Source organism: Phytoactinopolyspora limicola (assembly GCF_011320225.1).
In the GTDB taxonomy this organism is placed as follows: domain Bacteria; phylum Actinomycetota; class Actinomycetes; order Jiangellales; family Jiangellaceae; genus Phytoactinopolyspora; species Phytoactinopolyspora limicola.
This window is the reverse complement of sequence record NZ_JAAOEN010000002.1, coordinates 323,211-338,204: the sequence shown is the minus strand read 5'-3', so window position 1 is coordinate 338,204 and position 14,994 is coordinate 323,211. Positions and strand designations below refer to the sequence as shown.

Below are 14,994 nucleotides of genomic sequence, written 5' to 3'. Positions count from 1 at the left end.
CGCGTTCTCGGCGCGCGGGTGCGCTTGCACCTGTGGAGGCGTGGTTCGTGGTCGCGCGTCGCGTCGTGCCGCGGCGCGACACACTAGCCGCGCAGCGGGCGCAGGAACTCGCGGATGTCGTGGAGCAGGGCTTCGGGCTCCTCGAGGGCTGCGAAGTGTCCGCCGCGATTCTCGATATCGGTCCAGCGGACGATCGTGTTGTCCGGTTCGTCGACGAACCGCAGTCCGACGTCGTGCGCGAAGGCGATCACCGCCGTGGGCACACCCGAGTTCTGTTTCTGCTCTCCCCAACCACCTTCTTGCGCATAGACGACCGAGGCCGATGATCCGGCCGTTGCGGTGAACCAATACAGCGAGGCGTTATCCAGCACGAACTGTTCGCCGAGCACGTCCGTCGCGGCGGCTTCGGCCGGGTGGGTCCATGCCTGGAGCTTGTCGAGGATCCAGGTGAGCTGAGCCAGAGGGCTGTCAGATGCCATCGCGCCGATGACACCCGGTCGGGTGGACTGGATGGCGATGTAGCCGAACTCGGATTCCATGAACTGACCGATGCGCGCGATCCGGTCCTGCTCCAGGGGCGTCAGCGCGGCAGCGGTCTGCTCGTCCATCTGCCCGTCGAAGAAGCCGATCCCGCCGTTGACGTGCACGCCGATCACCCGTTCGGGCGCCATGCGCGCGATCTCGGGTGCGATGCTCGCGCCGTGATCGCCGCCCTGCACAGCGAACCGCTCGTATCCCAGCCGAGACATCAACTCCAGGTAGACGGCCGCGTGCCGTTCGACATTCCAGGGCCCGGCCGCCAGCGGAGTCGAGAACCCGAACCCGGGATGCGAGACGATCACCACATCGAAGGCATCCGCCGGGTCGCCGCCGTGGGCTGCCGGGTCGGTCAGCGGGCCGATGAGGTGCTCGAACTCCAGGAACGAGCCCGGCCAGCCGTGCATGAGTAGTAACGGGATCGCGCCCGGATGCTCCGACCGCACGTGCACCGCATGGATGGGCTGTTCATCGATCGTGGTCAGGATCTGTGGCAGCGCGTTCAGACGTGCTTCGGTCGCGCTCCAGTCGTGCTCGGCCCATCGGTCGACGAGTTTGCGCAGCGTCGTACCGGGCACGCCGGTGCTCCAGTCATCCGCGGGAAGTGGTGTGGGAAAGCGAGTGCCGCGCAGGCGCTGGCGAAGGTCGTTGACCTCTGAAGAGGCGATCTGGATGCGGAATGGAAGGACGAGGTTTTCGGTGTTCTGTGTGTTCATGGCCCTACCGTCCCGCACTAAGCGGCCAGAATGTGACCACTTATCAAATATGCTGGCGATATGGCTCGTACCACCGGACGCTCCCTCGCCCTGCTCGCATTGCTGCAGGCACGTCGGGACTGGTCCGGCGTCGAGCTTTGTGAGCGTCTCGAAGTCAGTCCGCGTACGCTCCGCCGAGACATCGACGACCTGCGCGAGCTCGGTTACGGGATCGAGGCGACCCGGGGCCGCCACGGCGGATACCGGCTGGGCGCCGGGGCGTCGGTTCCGCCGCTGACGCTGACCGTGGATGAGTCGGTCGCGATCGCGGTCGGGCTACGCGCCGCCGCAGCGGGGGTGATCACCGGGATCGAGGAATCGTCCGCGCGAGCGCTCGCGAAACTCGAGCAGTCGCTATCAACGGCGGCCAGACGGCAGATCGTCGACGTCGAGCAGGCGATGGTGCCGCTGCGCGGCGCGCAGGACGACATTGACATGGACGTCGTGACGACCGCGGCGAGAGCGATCGCCGAACGGCGTTTGTTGCGTGTCGACTACACCCGACACGACGGCACCGGATCGCGTCGCATCATCGAGCCGCACCGCATCGTGCACACCGAACGGCGCTGGTATCTGATCGCACGAGACACCGAACGTAGAGCCTGGCGCACCCTGCGCCTCGACCGCATCCAACAGCCAAGAATCCAACCCGAGACCTTCACTCGACGGGTCATCCCCGATGACGCGCTGCGCACCTTCACCACCCGCAGCATCACCACGTCGCCCTACCGGTGCCGGGCGAAACTGCGGATCCACGCCCCAGCGTCCGCCGTATCGGGCGCCTTCGGCCCGACGGTCGCCGAGGTGACCGCCGAGACCGAACACACCAGCATCCTCACGGCCGGAGCGAACACCCCAGAAGAATTCGCCAGCTACCTCGGTGCCTCCGGCTTCGAATTCGAGGTCATCGAAGGCGACGAACTCCGCACCACACTGACCGCAATGGCACAGCGGTTCCGTCGTGCGGCTGGAACATGAGCGGCTCCTCGACCCGCGGCATCCAAGTCGCGGTTCCTTCTCTGGCCGGCCGGGGGCACTTGACCGATCTATAGGCCTCGCGGCCGATCTATAGGCCTCGCGTCGGCCGCTGCTGTTAGATTTATCTTGATGTCGAGATAAATTGGAGGCGGAGATGAGGCTCCACCATGTTCAGATTTCCATGCCTCGCGGCGAGGAGGATGAGGCGCGTCGTTTCTATGGCGAAGCCCTTGGGCTGCAGGAGGTCCAGAAGCCGCCATCCCTGGTCGGTCGCGGTGGCTGCTGGTTCCGCGCCTACGACGGCGAAACCATCGTTGCGGAGATCCACCTCGGAATCGACGATCCGTTCAGCCCTGCTAGGAAGGCCCACCCGGGCCTCGTCTGTGAGTCCCTGCGCGAACTGGAAGCGACGGCTGAGCGCATCGGGCGCGGAGGTTACGAGCTCTCGTGGGCGGAGCGGGACACGTTCGAGAGATATATCCGCTTCCATGCGCGCGACGGTTTCGGGAATCGTGTCGAGGTGATGACGCCCACCGCGCGAAAGTAGAACGCCGTCGAGGAGCCTCGCGCCAGAGATTGTTATGCGCCGAACTCGGTCGAATATAGATTCAATGTGTCGTCGCGTTCCGTTTCAACGTCACGATCTGTCACGACGCCAGAACGTTGGCCGCCACCAATAGAGGGCAGTGAGGTCCTTGGGCCAGTCGGCTTCACGAATTCCAGGCTCTTCGAACGAGTCCACGTCGACGTCGATCGGCCGCCAGCTCGCGTCGAGTGGTTCGTCGGCCTGTGCGGTGCGAACGAGGCGAATGAACCGGCGCTCGATTGCTCCGTCCGCGGCGTACACGCGCTGTGAGTCGATCAAACTCGGTCGGTTTGCGCCGCCTTCGTAGGTCGGCCAGCGAAGCTGTACCGCGTCGTCTTCCCAGAAACAGACCGGGCAGATCTCGTACGACCCAGGTGGTTCGTCGAAGGTCAGGTAGCCGCAGCAAGGACATGGGTGACCGGTTGAGACGAGGACGAGCTCGACTGCGAACCGTCGGGGGTCGTCCGGCCACTGCTCGATCGCTCTGAGCGCAATGGATGCGTTCGTTCGTGGGTCGCGCGGGGAGACAGCCGACAGATCGAGGATGTGTTCGCGGCTCGGCCGATGACCGTCGGAGTCCAGCCAGAAGCCCGCTGCTCCCAGACAGATCTGCCGTGCCTCGGCGGCGTTGCGGAGAATCGCCACCGAGTCAGCGACTGGCAAGAGATCTGTGGCGGGCACAGGACGAGACTAGGTGTTCTGCGTAACACGTTCTGCCGACACCGCGCCGCGTCCTGATAACCTGGCGCAAGCGTCGCGTGCCGGTGGCAGATCGTGTCAGGCATGGAGGCGTGGGACCCGAAGGAGGACGACGATGAACGCGTCTGCCCCTTCGCCCTCGTGTGTCTGAGGGCGAGAAGACCAGGCTGGTGGCCTGGAGTCATGAATTACGCAGCGTCCATGAGCGGTTGCGGGCGGCCTTGTCGATCGTGCAGGACGCGCTGGCCTCCGGTGAGCCCGCGCAGGCTGCGAGCCGTGACCTGTTGCTTTTCTGCCACGGCTTCTGCACCGCGCTGACGGGACACCACGAGGGTGAGGATCGCGAACTGTTCCCTGTGATCGCGGCTGCCCACCCAGAGCTGCGGGAGACTCTGCGGAAGCTCGAGCAGGATCACTCGATGATCGCGCATTTGATCGCGGGTCTGCAGGCGGCAGTATCGGCCTCCGAGCCACCGGCCAGACTGGCCAACCACTTGGAGGGTATCGCCGCGATCATGGAGAGCCACTTCCGCTACGAGGAGCGGCAGTTGCTCTCAGTGCTGGAGACCCTCGCACTCGACGCCGAGCCGAGCCAGGTGCTCGGACCCCTCTGAAACAGGTTGCCCAGCTGCGACGTAAAGCGGCCCAACTCAGGTGATCCGTCCGGCCGCAGATGTACGAGCGGGCCGCGTCCACCGACAAGAAGCTCCTCGAGGTCGACGGTGCTTCACACTCTGACCCTGATCGTCGTGCACTCCGCTACCGCCAGATGGTGTTAAGACCCGAATTCGGGTCTTAACACCATCTGGCGGTAGCGGAGTGCCCATTTTGACGCCGGGATCCGGTGCTCCAGGGCCGGGGCACTGGAGCGGGCTCAGGCGGAATCGCGTGCCACAGGAGCATTCCAGCGCCGCCAGAGTGCCAGCAGACGCACTGCCACGACGGTGGTGGCCGCGACCGCGGTGACTGGTCCCTCGGGCAGGCCGAGCACGTGGCCGAGCCCCACCATGCTGGCACCGAGCAGCGCAGCCAGGGCGTAGATTTCCTTCCGCAGGACGAGCGGTATAGAGCGCAGCAGCAGATCGCGGATCACGCCGCCGCCGATGCCCGTTGTCATACCAATGAGGCAGGCCGTGTAGACCGGGGCGTCGAGTTGTAGCGCCACAGCGGTTCCCGCGGTGGCGAACACCCCCAGACCGACGGCGTCGGCCACGAGAACGGCCTTGTGTAGCCGGGCGACATGGGGATGGAAAGCGAAGACGATCAGCGCCGTCGCGGCCCCGGCCGACAGGTAGTACCAGGTCTGCAACGTGGTCGGGGGCTGAACGCCCAGCAGGACGTCGCGGATGATGCCACCACCGAGCGCGGTGGCCAGTCCGACGACGACGACGCCGAAGATGTCGAGCCGGGCGCGCACACCGGCCAGGGCCCCCGAGGCGGCGAAAGCCACGAGCCCGACCAGCTCCAGGACGTTGAGCACCATTGTGCAGCGAGGTTACCGTGGGGCCGGGGAGCGTCGGATCGCCACCACTCCGCGCCAATGGGGGTCGGTGCCAAGGGCGGGCGCCGTTGTTCCATGCCGTGCCAGTAGTGAAACTGCCTCGTGGAAAACTGATCGGCATGCGAGGCAGGCTTAGGTTGCGTGGAGTAGTTGTTGCGGCTGCGGTGTTGGTTGCAGCCGGGTGTGGAGGCGACGACGAAGATCCGGTCGAGGACTTCGGGGCGACGACCGGGCCGGAGACGCCCACGCCGGAGACGCCCACACCAACGGCGGAACCGACCGAACCCGCCGAACCGACCGAGGCTCCAACGCAGTCCGCGGAGCCGACCGAGGTCGCCGAGCCTGACGAGTCAGGTGACGGTATCCTCAGCATCGACCTCGCCTGCATCGAGGTAGATGCCGTCTTCACCGTGCGCGGCCCTGGTCTCGACCCGGAGAGAACATACTGGCTGGCCTACGAAACCAATCCCGCACCCGGCCAGATTGAAGACGTCGCGCCGTTCGACGTGGACGACGACGGGGTGGGTGAAGTTGCCGCCGTCATTTCTGAAGGTGCCGGCGCGGAGTTCGGCCGCTACGGCATCCAGTTGTTCCAGGAAGGGCGCGACGAGCCGCTCGACACGGTCGAGTTCGAGCTGGTCGAGTCCTGCTGACGGACGAGCGGCCGGAGGTACTAACACCAGCGCACGTATCGTTGAGCCGTTCGGCCGTCGGCTAGCGGCGGGCGAGAATTTGCTCGACCAGAATGTCGCCATGTCCGGCGTGTCTGGCGAACTCGGCGATCATGTGGCCGTAGATGAAGCGCAGCGTCACCGGCCCCTGATGCCACGGGAACTGCTCGTCGAGGTCATGAGCGGCGGCCACTTGCCGGGAGTGCTCGCAGGCGTCGAGGAAGGCCTGACGGACCGTGTCGATCGTGTCGGCCGGCTCGAGGATGAAGCTGTCGTCGACGGCGTCCGGTAGACCGAGCGAGGTGCGGGACACTCCGGCGACCCGTGAGTGGAACCACACCTTCTCGACGAAGATAGCGTGTTTGACGAGGCTTAACGGGGTGGTGCGGGAGGGGACCAGGCGTAGGCGGGACTCCGCGTCGTCGATGTTGTCGAGAATTCCCGCGATCTGGGCCCGTTGAATATCGAGCATGCCCATGAGCAGCGTCCGCTCGTCGGCAGTATGAACGTCCATGAGAAGAACAGTAGAGAGGGAGCCCGGGGCGCCGCCGTCCGGCCCTGCTTCAATATGTCGAGGTCGCGGGATCTTCCGCCGGGAGAGCGTTCGACGTGGCCCGCGACCCGTGCAGCCGAGCGGAGGGATACCTGTCATGATCGAACGACGACATGTCCAGAGTTTGGATGGCGCCCGTCAAGCGCAGGTCGTGGCTACCGACGAGTTGATCTTCTTCTCGGGTATACATCCGGAGTCCCCCGATGGTGACGTGAAGGAGCAGACCCGGTCGGCGTTAGCCCGCGTCGATGCGCTCCTCGCTGAGATGGGGGAGAGCCAAGCGTCGATCCTCATGGTGCACGTCTGGTTGAAAGACATGCGCTACTTCGGGGCCATGAACGCAGCCTGGAACCACTGGGCCGACCCCGACGATCCGCCGGCCCGGACGTGTGTGTCCGGTGAGTTGTACCGGCCCGACCTGCTGGTGGAGTTCGTCGTCACAGCGTGCCGGACCACCCGGGAGCAGGCGTGAACATCACGAAGATCGGCCGGGTCAGTGGGCCGCCGGCGCCCAACATCCACCTTGGTGCCGCGGGTCCGACGATGGTGTCGGTCTGCCTGACCGCACCCGACAAGTCCGGCACGCTCGGCGAGCAGACACGGGAGATCCTGGAGATCATCGACGGTTACCTGCACAGTGCCGATTCGTCGCGACAGCAGATGCTGATGGCGCAGGTCTGGTTGGCTCACATCGACGAATTCCCGGCCTTTCGGGATGTGTGGAACAAGTGGATCGACCCTGAGCACGTACCGGCCCTGTCGGTGGTCGAGGCGGCTGCCTCACGGCGCGACTCACTGGTGGAGATCCGCGTCTACGCGGCCCGCTAGTGTTCGTGACACCACTGTCCGTGGCGCTAGCTTCACTTGCGGGAGCGGTTCGGGCCGGCGACGGGTTGCACGCTGGCGCCGACGTGGGTGTCCATCCACTGCTTGAGGGGCTCGGCTGCCCGCCAGATGCCGCGGATCGTGTCGAGTGCTTGTCGGGTGTACATCCAGTCCGCTCGGTCGTACTCCTTGACCATGGCCGCCCCCTTCCACCGCAGGTGCTCGATCCGGGGATGGGTCTTCGGATAACCCGGCGGTGAGGTCTTCAACGGAGGTTCGGCGCCGAAGGTGACGGGCAACGACGCCGTGGCGAGCTGGGTGGTCAGCTCCTCGAACTGGCGGCCGCTATGGTCATCGTCGATCGCCGCACGGAAGCGTCGCAGCTGATCGCGGGCCAGCACCATCGACCCGTAGCCGGTCGCGAGGCCGGATTCGTCGACCCGGAGGTAGTAGCCCGTGCCCCCGATGGCGCGGGATTCGCTCGTCGCCCCGACCCATAGTTTGTACGGCGACTTGTCTTTGGAGAAACGCACGTCGCGGTGTGGCCGAAACATCCGCATGGGCGGGAACTCACCGGCGAGTTCGGCGAGGAGTGCCTCAAATGGGTCGTGGACCATCGTCACCCAGGTGCTCTTGTTGGCGTCCCAAAACTCCCTCGAATTATCCTGCCGCAATCGCTCGAAGAAGGTGAACAGTTCGGGCGGCAATCCGTCGAAGCCGCTCATCGCGTCGTCCTTTTTCGGCTGTCTTTTGCGCGGGCATCTTTCTCGTTGAATTCCAGGGCCACGCCGAGCCAGAAGTCGAATTCCTGCTCAGCCGCGATGGCTTCTGGACTGACCGCGATCCAGCCGTTTTTCATTGGACGCCCAGCGCCCATTTCGGCTGGTTCCGCCCCCTCCAACGTGAGTAGCTCGGGAGCCCGTTCAGGATCGGCGCGTACCAGTAGAGCGCCATCTCGCATGACACTCACGACCATTTTCTCGTTCGCCATAAAAGAAAGGCCGCCGAACATCTTGACCTCACGGACCGACGCGTGGGGTGCCAATGCATCCCTGATGCGGTCCGCAAGTTCTGTGTTCTCGTCCACCGCCGTAGATCCTTTCTGTGTCGTGTTGGCCGTGCCTCCTGCTGCTCCACGCGGAACAGCAGGAGGCACGGGCTGATTCTTACTGCTCCGCTGGGGGTGCGTACGAGAGCCGATCGAAGGCCAGCAGGTTCTCGACGATGAGCCCGTCACGGATCGTGAAGTGCTCGCCGGCAGGCGCGGTGCTGGTTGTTGGCGTCTGCGGGTAGTAGAAGAGCACCGCGTGCTCGTCGTCGCCGAAGGCCGCGACATCGGCCACGCCGGAGAACACGTTCAGGAAGTTCTCCAGATAACCGCGGTAGGCATCCTTTCCTTTGAGGTCGCCATCGGGCACCCGCCAGAAGACGTCATCCGCGACGTAGGTCATCGCCGCGTCGAGGTCTCGACTGGTCCACGCCCGGTGGTAGGCGAGGGCGATCGCGAGGGCAGGGCTCGGGTTGTTGTCAGTCACGTCGTTCCCTTCTTGTGAAGTGGTCTACATCTAGTAAGACACCGGCGACCGGGGAAACGGAACGGTCGCGGCAGGACGGCCTGGTTCGTATGAGACGATGTCGCGGTGAGCAAGGCCGTATTCGACCGGGCCCGCGCTGGCGACGAGCAGGCGTTTCGGGAGCTCACAGAGCCCTTCCGGAGCGAACTCCAGCTGCACTGCTACCGGATGCTCGGCTCGCTGGCCGACGCCGAGGACATGCTGCAGGAAACGCTGCTCTCGGCATGGCGCAACCTCGACAGTGTCACCAACGAGGGGTCCTTGCGGGCCTGGTTGTATCGCATCGCCACTAACCGCTGTCTCAACGAGCTACGGGCCGCCAAGCGTCGACGACCACCTGAGCCCGTCCCACCGTTCACCCCACCTGAGCCCACGTACCGCACCGACATCACCTGGTTGCAGCCCTACCCCGACACGCTGCTCGCCGGGGTAGCCGAGACCGTACCCGGCCCCGAGGAGATGTACGACACCAAAGAGACCGTTCGGCTGGCGTTCATCGCCAGCCTGCAACATCTTCCTCCTCGGCAGGCCGCCGTCTTGGTGCTCCGTGACGTACTCGGGTTCACGCTTTCCGAGGTGGCGGCGATGCTGGACGTAACCACCACAGCCGCCAAGGGTGCCTTGCAGCGGGCGCGGGCGACGCTGAGCCGTCGGAACCGGTCCGTTGACCTCGAGCTATCGCCGCACCATGAGCAGGAACACGACGTCAGCCAGCGGTTCGCCGAAGCGTTCTCCCGAGACGACGTCGACGGCGTGGTTGCCCTGCTCAGCGACCGCGCGTGGTTGGCGATGCCGCCCGCACCACACCAGTACTACGGGGTCGCGGCCATCAGCGAGTTCCTCCGCGCCAGTGCGGCATGGCGCGCTGGCCGCCATTTCGTTCTGGTGCCGACCCGAGCGAACCAGCAGCCGGCGTTCGGCTCCTACCTCCCACGGCTCGACGAGAACATCGCAGACGCCGTGGGTGTTGTCGTGCTCACCACCGCCGGAGGCCGGATCGACGGCATCACCCATTTCCTCGACGCCGATCTGCAGGCCCGCTTCGGGCTGCCCGCGACGGTGTCGCATGGCGGACCTACAGTGGACCTATGACGCAGCCGACGCGTTGGGTGACCGACACCAAAGACGGGCATTCGCACTGGTACATCGACCGGTTCCGCCGAATGGCGGCTGACGGGGAAGACTTGGCCGGCGAAGCCCGGCTGGTCGACGCGATGCTTCCGCGGGCCGCGCGAGTGCTGGACGCGGGCTGTGGAACCGGACGGGTCGCGGCGGAGCTACATGCCCGCGGGCACGTCGTCGTTGGTGTCGACGCCGACCCAGAGCTCATCGATGCCGCTCGAGCCGACCACCCAGGTCCAGCGTGGGTGGTCGGTGATCTCAGCGAACTCGAACTCGCCGACCTAACACCGGAGCAGGGGCCAGCTGAACTGTTCGACGCGGCGGTGTTGGCCGGTAACGTCATGGTGTTCGTCGCTCCCGGCACCGAGGCGGAAGTTCTGCGTCGGGTGGGCCGCTGCGTAGTGCCGGACGGGTTCGTCGTCGTCGGATTCCACGTGAACCGGCACCTCGCGTTGGACGATTTCGATCAGGCCGTCGGGGAAGCCGCCCTGCGCGTCGAGCATCGGTTCGCCACCTGGGATCTGAAGGCGTGGCACGACGACGCCGACTTCGCCGTCACCGTCCTGCGGCACCGTTAGCCGGCGCTGATCAGGCATTGTCCCGCCGGAAGGTGCGGGCGCCGGCGACAGCCAACAAAACTGCGACCACAACCGTCACAGCTGACCCGACGGCGACCTCCGAGGCGGCGAACTCGCCCGCGAACAGGGCACGGATCGCGTCGACGGTATATGACAGTGGGTTGGCGCGGGATATACCTTCCAACCAGCCGGGCGCCAGCGTCATCGGCAGCAGGATGCCGGAAAGGAGCAGCAGCGGCACGGTGATGGAGTTGAGCACCGAAGCCATGCCGCCCTCCGACCGGGTACGCAAGGCCAGCATGTACGACGCCGAGGCGAAACCCGCACCAACAAGGGCGATGAGCAACAATGTCAGAGCCAGACCCGCGGGGCTGGGGCGTACCCCGAAAGCGAGCACTGCGATGGCGACGAGCAGCAGAGATTGCATGAGGAGAACGAGCACGTCTTTGGCCACCCGGCCGAGCAGCAGTGCGGTACGGCTAGCCGGGGTCACCCGTTCGCGCTCGATGACGCCGGATCGTAGCTCGACGACCATGCCGAAACCCGCGAACGCCGAGCCGAAGATGGCGATCATCAAGATCATGCCCGGGGTGAACACCAGCCACGGATCTACGCCCCCGGCATAGGCGGCACCGAGATTCTCGAGCAGCGGACCGAAGAGCACCAAGTAGAGCAGCGGCTGTACCACCAAGATAATGACCCACGTCGGGTTGCGGAGGTTCTGCCGGACGTGGTTGTGGAAGATGAGGCCGGTGTCGCGGACGGCGTTCATGTCGAGGTGGTCCTTTCGTCATTGCGTTCATGTTCAGCGCATGTTCGGCAATCCCCGGTCACCTGAGCGACCGGGGGTTGTCGAACAGGTACTCGGCGGGTAAGAGTGTTATGCGGCGGCGGGAGCGACATCCTGTTCCGCGTCACTCAGGCTGCGACCGGTGACCGTGAGGAAGACGTCGTCGAGACTAGGACGTTTCATCGTGATGGCGGCGATGTTGATGCCAGCGGCGTCGAGAGCCCGTAGCAGCGGGATGATCGATTGATCGCCGCGGTCGACGGTGACATGGATCCGGTGGTGCTCGACCAGCGTCGACCTAACGTCGACGGCGGCCCGGGCCACCTGCACCACGTCGTCGGTACGGGAGTGCAGTTTCGGCCGCCCCGGCTGGGCACCTTCGTCGAAGGTGTCGTCGTGAAGGGTGTGCTCGTCGTGGAGGTCGACGTGCTCGGTGCCGGCCAACTCGATGGTGACGATGTCGCCGGTGATCCGTTGTTTCAACTCGTCCGGTGAACCCTCGGCGACGATGGTGCCCTGATCCATCACTAGAACGCGATCACACAACGCGTCGGCCTCGTCGAGGTAATGCGTGGTGAGCACTATGGTGACGCCGCCTGCGCGGAGCTTGCGGATGTGCTCCCAGAGGTTGGTGCGGCTCTGCGGGTCGAGGCCTGTCGTGGGCTCGTCGAGAAAGATCAGCCGCGGCCGATGCACCAAACCGAGGCTGATGTCGACCCTCCGGCGCTGGCCACCTGAGAGCTGCTTGCACGCTCGCTGCCGAAGGTCGCGGAGCCCGAACGTAGTCACCAATTCCTCGGCGTTGACCAAGGCGGCTGTTTTGGAGAGCCCGAACAGACGGGCCTGAAGTACGAGTTCTTCGATCACGACCGCCTCGTCGAGTGATGCGCCCCCTTGGGCGACGTATCCGATGCTGGACCGCACACCGCGGGGATCGCGTCGCAGGTCGTGGCCGGCGACGGTGGCTTCTCCACCAGTGGCGCCGAGGAGGGTGGTGAGCATCCGCAACGTGGTCGTCTTTCCTGCGCCATTTGGCCCGAGCAGCCCGACGATCTCGCCTTCGGCGACGTCGATGTCGACACCGCGCACGGCCTCGACTGGTCCGGATCTAGTAGTGAATGTGCGGGCTAGGTTGCGTGCAGTGATCATATTCAATCTCCTTTCGAGGGCTAAGAATATTCAAGCTTGAGTAAATTGGTCAAGCTTGAGTATTGCGATGGTGTGCCTGGCGACCTGCCTCACCACCCGTTCAAGGCGGGGCCGACGTCGGCGAGGGCCGCACTGTGGCGAGGTTGAGCCGGACGAGGGCCAGATCCCGCTGCGACATTGCGCACTTCGCTACCGCGAGATGGCGTTAAAGCCCGAATCCGGCGCTTAACGCCATCTCGCGGTAGCGAAGTCCGGGACAGGGCAGCCCGGTCCTCACCACAAGGGAACCGTGTTGATTGCCAGGACGACCACAAGGAGGCTTACTGCGGTCTCCGCCCCGGACACAAGGACGCTTACTGTCACCAGGGCAACAACAAGGAGGCTTACTGCACACGGCAGCGTGCCGTAAGGAAGCTTGTGGCAGCCAGCGCCACGGATGGGTGTCGCCACCATGTATGCCGACACCAACAGGGCACGGCGAACGCGATGAACGCGCTCGCATCGGGCCCCAAGGCAGACGCCAGACCTCAGACCGGCTGCCGCTTGCCACCGTGACGGCCGGGCGGCTCTCGCAAATGGTGAAGCTCGTCCACAGATGGCGACCAGACCCGGCACGGTGACGCTCTGACGATCAGATGCACGCGTCGACATCTACGGTCGGATAGCGCATCTGATCGTTTTGCTGTTCACATCGCGAGATGCATCCAGGCGACGCTGCAACGCGTTGACCAGCAGCGTCGCCATCACGTCTGCATCTGATCGTCGCCACGAAAACGATCAGGTGACAAAACGGAGATCAGGTGCTGTCAGGCTGGTCGGGCTTTTGGGCCTGGAGTTGCTCTTGGACCGGATTCGACTGGCTCCAGATGTCGACGTCGCCAGACTCGATGCGCTGCATCAAGCTGCGCGTCCAGGTCAATTCTGCCTCGGCCAGCCCACGGTGCAGGCGGGACATCTCCGCGACATGATGTGGCACGTGGTGCCGAGGATCTCCACTACCGGCCTCGACACGTTCGATGTCTCGTTCGATGAGGGTGAGATCGCTCTCCAGGCGGTGGGCGCGGGCCTTGAGGGCGGCCAGAACGTCGTCACGGTCGGTGAAGGGCAGTTGGACAACCGCCGGCAGCAGCGGGTGTGGCGGGGCCTTGGCGTCCCACCACACTTCCCGGAGCATGGAGTGGTATTCCTTCTCGCCCTCATCGGTCACCCGGTACGTGGTGCGAGCCGGGCGGGTGCCCCGACGCTCGGTGTCGACGACCGCGATCAAGCCGTCGTGCTCCAGCGTTTTCAACGCGCCATAGATGGAACCTGGCGCGATGTTAGCCCAGTCTTCCGCCCGCCACGAGATCAGCTCGCGACGGACGTCGTACCCATGCACCGGCTGAAGCAGTCGCACGATAGCGAGGACGAGTTGCCTGGTGGGCGGGGGTGCCATGCCCACCAGGATAGAGGCTTAGAGGTGGCCACCCATACCGGAGCGATCCTTACTGGTTCTCTGAGCCGACGCCGCGGCCGTTGACGATGGCATCGATGGTCCGTGCGAGGTCGACGTCGGCGCTGGTGACTCCGCCCGCCGAGTGTGTCGACAGGCTAAACGTCAGCGTCGAGTACCTGATGTCGATGTCGGGGTGGTGGTTGGCTTCTTCCGCCGCGTCGGCCACGTCGTTGACGATGGCGATGGCCGTGCGGAAGTCGGGTGCCTGGACAGTGCGGTGGATCGCCCGGGTATCGCCGGACCACTGGGGGATGCCGGCGAGCATGGCGTGCAGAGCGTCGTCGTCGAACACGGTCATCGAGATGGTCCCTTCCGGCTGGACACTTGTGACCCGTTGCCTGGATCGTTTAGTCGTCGGCGGACCGGCGGAAGATCTTCGAGCCCAGCCATACCAGCGGGTCGTACGATCGGTCGACCACCCGCTCCTTGACCGGGATGATCGCGTTGTCGGTGATCTTGATGCTCTCCGGGCAGACCTCGGTGCAGCACTTGGTGATGTTGCACAAGCCCACACCGGCCTCCGCCTTGGCCGCTTCACGGTGGTCCTTGGTCTCCAACGGATGCATCTCGAGTTCTGCGTAGCGCAAGAACAGCCGCGGCCCGGAGAACGCCTCTTTGTTGTCTTCATGGTCGCGAATGACGTGGCACACCGATTGGCACAGGAAGCACTCGATGCACTTGCGGAACTCCTGCCCGCGTTCCACGTCTTCTTGTTGCATCCGGTAGGTGCCATCGGCCTGGCGTGGCTCAGGTGACAGCGGCGGGACCTTCTTCGCCTTCTCGTAGTTGTACGAGACGTCGGTGACGAGGTCCCGGATGACCGGGAAGGTCCGCAGCGGCGTGACCGTGACCGTCTCGCCCGGCTCGAAGACGGACAGTCGTGTCATGCAGGTGAGCCGTGGCTTGCCGTTGATCTCGGCGCTACAGGAGCCGCACTTGCCGGCCTTGCAGTTCCAGCGCACGGCGAGGTCGCCGGCCTGCGTGGCCTGGAGCCGATGCAGCGCGTCGAGTACGACCTCGCCCTCTTCTACCGGCACGACGTAGTCGGTGAGTTCACCACCGGACTCGTCGCCGCGCCAGACCTTCATATTCAGGTCGTAACCCATATGCCTACTTCTCCTCGGATCGTGCGGGGACGATCCGCCGTGCCCTGCGCCGCGAGCGGTGAAGTCGACCGTGGG

Annotated in this window: 20 protein-coding genes; 8 read left to right on the top strand and 12 right to left on the bottom strand. The window is 65.0% G+C overall.

The genetic code is table 11. From position 1 onward, the window contains the following. Positions 1–83 precede the first annotated feature (83 nt). Complete coding sequence (locus G8760_RS07195; RefSeq protein WP_166348967.1) at positions 84–1,253, bottom strand: epoxide hydrolase family protein; 1,170 nt, start codon at positions 1,251–1,253, stop codon at positions 84–86. Between the two features lie 60 nt (positions 1,254–1,313). Here G8760_RS07195 and G8760_RS07190 point away from each other — a divergent pair, with 60 nt between their 5' ends. Beyond that, positions 1,314–2,270: a helix-turn-helix transcriptional regulator gene (locus G8760_RS07190; RefSeq protein ID WP_166348964.1), complete on the top strand. Its 957-nt coding sequence runs from the start codon at positions 1,314–1,316 to the stop codon at positions 2,268–2,270. 154 nt (positions 2,271–2,424) lie between these two features. After that, a complete protein-coding gene (locus G8760_RS07185; protein ID WP_166348961.1) occupies positions 2,425–2,817 on the top strand; it encodes a VOC family protein in 393 nt (130 codons plus the stop codon). A gap of 90 nt (positions 2,818–2,907) precedes the next feature. On the opposite strand, the gene G8760_RS07180 is transcribed toward G8760_RS07185, so the two are convergent. Further along, positions 2,908–3,537 (bottom strand): CPCC family cysteine-rich protein, encoded by a 630-nt coding sequence (locus tag G8760_RS07180; RefSeq protein ID WP_207782108.1) that lies wholly within the window; start codon positions 3,535–3,537, stop codon positions 2,908–2,910. A gap of 161 nt (positions 3,538–3,698) precedes the next feature. On the opposite strand from G8760_RS07180, the gene G8760_RS07175 reads away from it, so the two are divergent. Further along, entirely contained in the window at positions 3,699–4,169 is a 471-nt protein-coding gene (locus tag G8760_RS07175) for a hemerythrin domain-containing protein (protein ID WP_166348958.1), read from the top strand. A gap of 260 nt (positions 4,170–4,429) precedes the next feature. Here G8760_RS07175 and G8760_RS07170 read toward each other — a convergent pair whose 3' ends face one another. Further along, on the bottom strand, positions 4,430–5,038 hold the full coding sequence (locus G8760_RS07170; RefSeq protein WP_166348955.1) for a trimeric intracellular cation channel family protein: 609 nt from the start codon (positions 5,036–5,038) through the stop codon (positions 4,430–4,432). 137 nt (positions 5,039–5,175) lie between these two features. Here G8760_RS07170 and G8760_RS07165 point away from each other — a divergent pair, with 137 nt between their 5' ends. After that, a complete protein-coding gene (locus G8760_RS07165; RefSeq protein WP_166348952.1) occupies positions 5,176–5,709 on the top strand; it encodes a hypothetical protein in 534 nt (177 codons plus the stop codon). A 61-nt stretch (positions 5,710–5,770) separates the two neighbouring features. Here the strand turns inward: G8760_RS07165 and G8760_RS07160 are convergent, their stop codons facing one another. Continuing rightward, entirely contained in the window at positions 5,771–6,241 is a 471-nt protein-coding gene (locus G8760_RS07160; protein WP_166348949.1) for a DinB family protein, read from the bottom strand. Between the two features lie 136 nt (positions 6,242–6,377). Here G8760_RS07160 and G8760_RS07155 point away from each other — a divergent pair, with 136 nt between their 5' ends. After that, positions 6,378–6,752 (top strand): RidA family protein, encoded by a 375-nt coding sequence (locus G8760_RS07155; protein ID WP_166348946.1) that lies wholly within the window; start codon positions 6,378–6,380, stop codon positions 6,750–6,752. Further along, positions 6,749–7,108, top strand: coding sequence for a Rid family hydrolase (locus G8760_RS07150; RefSeq protein WP_207782106.1), 360 nt, complete (start codon positions 6,749–6,751; stop codon positions 7,106–7,108). Before G8760_RS07155 ends, G8760_RS07150 begins: the two co-directional genes overlap by 4 nt. A 32-nt stretch (positions 7,109–7,140) precedes the next feature. Here the strand turns inward: G8760_RS07150 and G8760_RS07145 are convergent, their stop codons facing one another. From G8760_RS07145 to G8760_RS07135, 3 genes are all read right to left on the bottom strand, one after another. Next, positions 7,141–7,830 carry a DUF2461 domain-containing protein gene (locus G8760_RS07145; RefSeq protein WP_166348943.1) on the bottom strand — a complete coding sequence of 230 codons (690 nt, stop codon included), beginning with the start codon at positions 7,828–7,830 and terminating at the stop codon, positions 7,141–7,143. Continuing rightward, positions 7,827–8,192: a TfoX/Sxy family protein gene (locus tag G8760_RS07140; protein ID WP_166348940.1), complete on the bottom strand. Its 366-nt coding sequence runs from the start codon at positions 8,190–8,192 to the stop codon at positions 7,827–7,829. The genes G8760_RS07145 and G8760_RS07140 overlap by 4 nt, the downstream gene beginning before the upstream one ends. A gap of 79 nt (positions 8,193–8,271) precedes the next feature. Further along, positions 8,272–8,640 (bottom strand): nuclear transport factor 2 family protein, encoded by a 369-nt coding sequence (locus G8760_RS07135; protein WP_207782105.1) that lies wholly within the window; start codon positions 8,638–8,640, stop codon positions 8,272–8,274. A 105-nt stretch (positions 8,641–8,745) separates the two neighbouring features. Here G8760_RS07135 and G8760_RS07130 point away from each other — a divergent pair, with 105 nt between their 5' ends. Further along, positions 8,746–9,771: an RNA polymerase subunit sigma-70 gene (locus G8760_RS07130; RefSeq protein ID WP_166348937.1), complete on the top strand. Its 1,026-nt coding sequence runs from the start codon at positions 8,746–8,748 to the stop codon at positions 9,769–9,771. Further along, a complete protein-coding gene (locus G8760_RS07125; protein ID WP_166348934.1) occupies positions 9,768–10,379 on the top strand; it encodes a class I SAM-dependent methyltransferase in 612 nt (203 codons plus the stop codon). The genes G8760_RS07130 and G8760_RS07125 overlap by 4 nt, the downstream gene beginning before the upstream one ends. A 10-nt stretch (positions 10,380–10,389) precedes the next feature. Here G8760_RS07125 and G8760_RS07120 read toward each other — a convergent pair whose 3' ends face one another. From G8760_RS07120 to G8760_RS07100, 5 genes are all read right to left on the bottom strand, one after another. Beyond that, positions 10,390–11,151: an ABC transporter permease gene (locus tag G8760_RS07120; RefSeq protein WP_166348931.1), complete on the bottom strand. Its 762-nt coding sequence runs from the start codon at positions 11,149–11,151 to the stop codon at positions 10,390–10,392. Between the two features lie 108 nt (positions 11,152–11,259). Continuing rightward, positions 11,260–12,318 (bottom strand): ATP-binding cassette domain-containing protein, encoded by a 1,059-nt coding sequence (locus G8760_RS07115; RefSeq protein ID WP_166348928.1) that lies wholly within the window; start codon positions 12,316–12,318, stop codon positions 11,260–11,262. Between the two features lie 796 nt (positions 12,319–13,114). Next, on the bottom strand, positions 13,115–13,753 hold the full coding sequence (locus tag G8760_RS07110) for a PadR family transcriptional regulator (protein WP_166348925.1): 639 nt from the start codon (positions 13,751–13,753) through the stop codon (positions 13,115–13,117). A 49-nt stretch (positions 13,754–13,802) separates the two neighbouring features. After that, the gene (locus G8760_RS07105; protein ID WP_166348922.1) at positions 13,803–14,111 is read right to left on the bottom strand and encodes a 4a-hydroxytetrahydrobiopterin dehydratase; all 309 of its coding nucleotides are present in this window, start codon (positions 14,109–14,111) and stop codon (positions 13,803–13,805) included. Between the two features lie 49 nt (positions 14,112–14,160). Beyond that, complete coding sequence (locus G8760_RS07100; RefSeq protein WP_166348919.1) at positions 14,161–14,919, bottom strand: succinate dehydrogenase/fumarate reductase iron-sulfur subunit; 759 nt, start codon at positions 14,917–14,919, stop codon at positions 14,161–14,163. Positions 14,920–14,994 lie beyond the last annotated feature (75 nt).

What these genes read in the sequence shown, in the direction of transcription:
- G8760_RS07195 (WP_166348967.1), bottom strand. Translation starts at nt 1,253, where the DNA reads ATGAACACACAGAACACCGAAAACCTCGTCCTTCCATTCCGCATCCAG.
- G8760_RS07190 (WP_166348964.1), top strand. Translation starts at nt 1,314, where the DNA reads ATGGCTCGTACCACCGGACGCTCCCTCGCCCTGCTCGCATTGCTGCAG.
- G8760_RS07185 (WP_166348961.1), top strand. Translation starts at nt 2,425, where the DNA reads ATGAGGCTCCACCATGTTCAGATTTCCATGCCTCGCGGCGAGGAGGAT.
- G8760_RS07170 (WP_166348955.1), bottom strand. Translation starts at nt 5,038, where the DNA reads ATGGTGCTCAACGTCCTGGAGCTGGTCGGGCTCGTGGCTTTCGCCGCC.
- G8760_RS07165 (WP_166348952.1), top strand. Translation starts at nt 5,176, where the DNA reads ATGCGAGGCAGGCTTAGGTTGCGTGGAGTAGTTGTTGCGGCTGCGGTG.
- G8760_RS07160 (WP_166348949.1), bottom strand. Translation starts at nt 6,241, where the DNA reads ATGGACGTTCATACTGCCGACGAGCGGACGCTGCTCATGGGCATGCTC.
- G8760_RS07155 (WP_166348946.1), top strand. Translation starts at nt 6,378, where the DNA reads ATGATCGAACGACGACATGTCCAGAGTTTGGATGGCGCCCGTCAAGCG.
- G8760_RS07145 (WP_166348943.1), bottom strand. Translation starts at nt 7,830, where the DNA reads ATGAGCGGCTTCGACGGATTGCCGCCCGAACTGTTCACCTTCTTCGAG.
- G8760_RS07125 (WP_166348934.1), top strand. Translation starts at nt 9,768, where the DNA reads ATGACGCAGCCGACGCGTTGGGTGACCGACACCAAAGACGGGCATTCG.
- G8760_RS07120 (WP_166348931.1), bottom strand. Translation starts at nt 11,151, where the DNA reads ATGAACGCCGTCCGCGACACCGGCCTCATCTTCCACAACCACGTCCGG.
- G8760_RS07115 (WP_166348928.1), bottom strand. Translation starts at nt 12,318, where the DNA reads ATGATCACTGCACGCAACCTAGCCCGCACATTCACTACTAGATCCGGA.
- G8760_RS07110 (WP_166348925.1), bottom strand. Translation starts at nt 13,753, where the DNA reads ATGGCACCCCCGCCCACCAGGCAACTCGTCCTCGCTATCGTGCGACTG.
- G8760_RS07105 (WP_166348922.1), bottom strand. Translation starts at nt 14,111, where the DNA reads ATGACCGTGTTCGACGACGACGCTCTGCACGCCATGCTCGCCGGCATC.
- G8760_RS07100 (WP_166348919.1), bottom strand. Translation starts at nt 14,919, where the DNA reads ATGGGTTACGACCTGAATATGAAGGTCTGGCGCGGCGACGAGTCCGGT.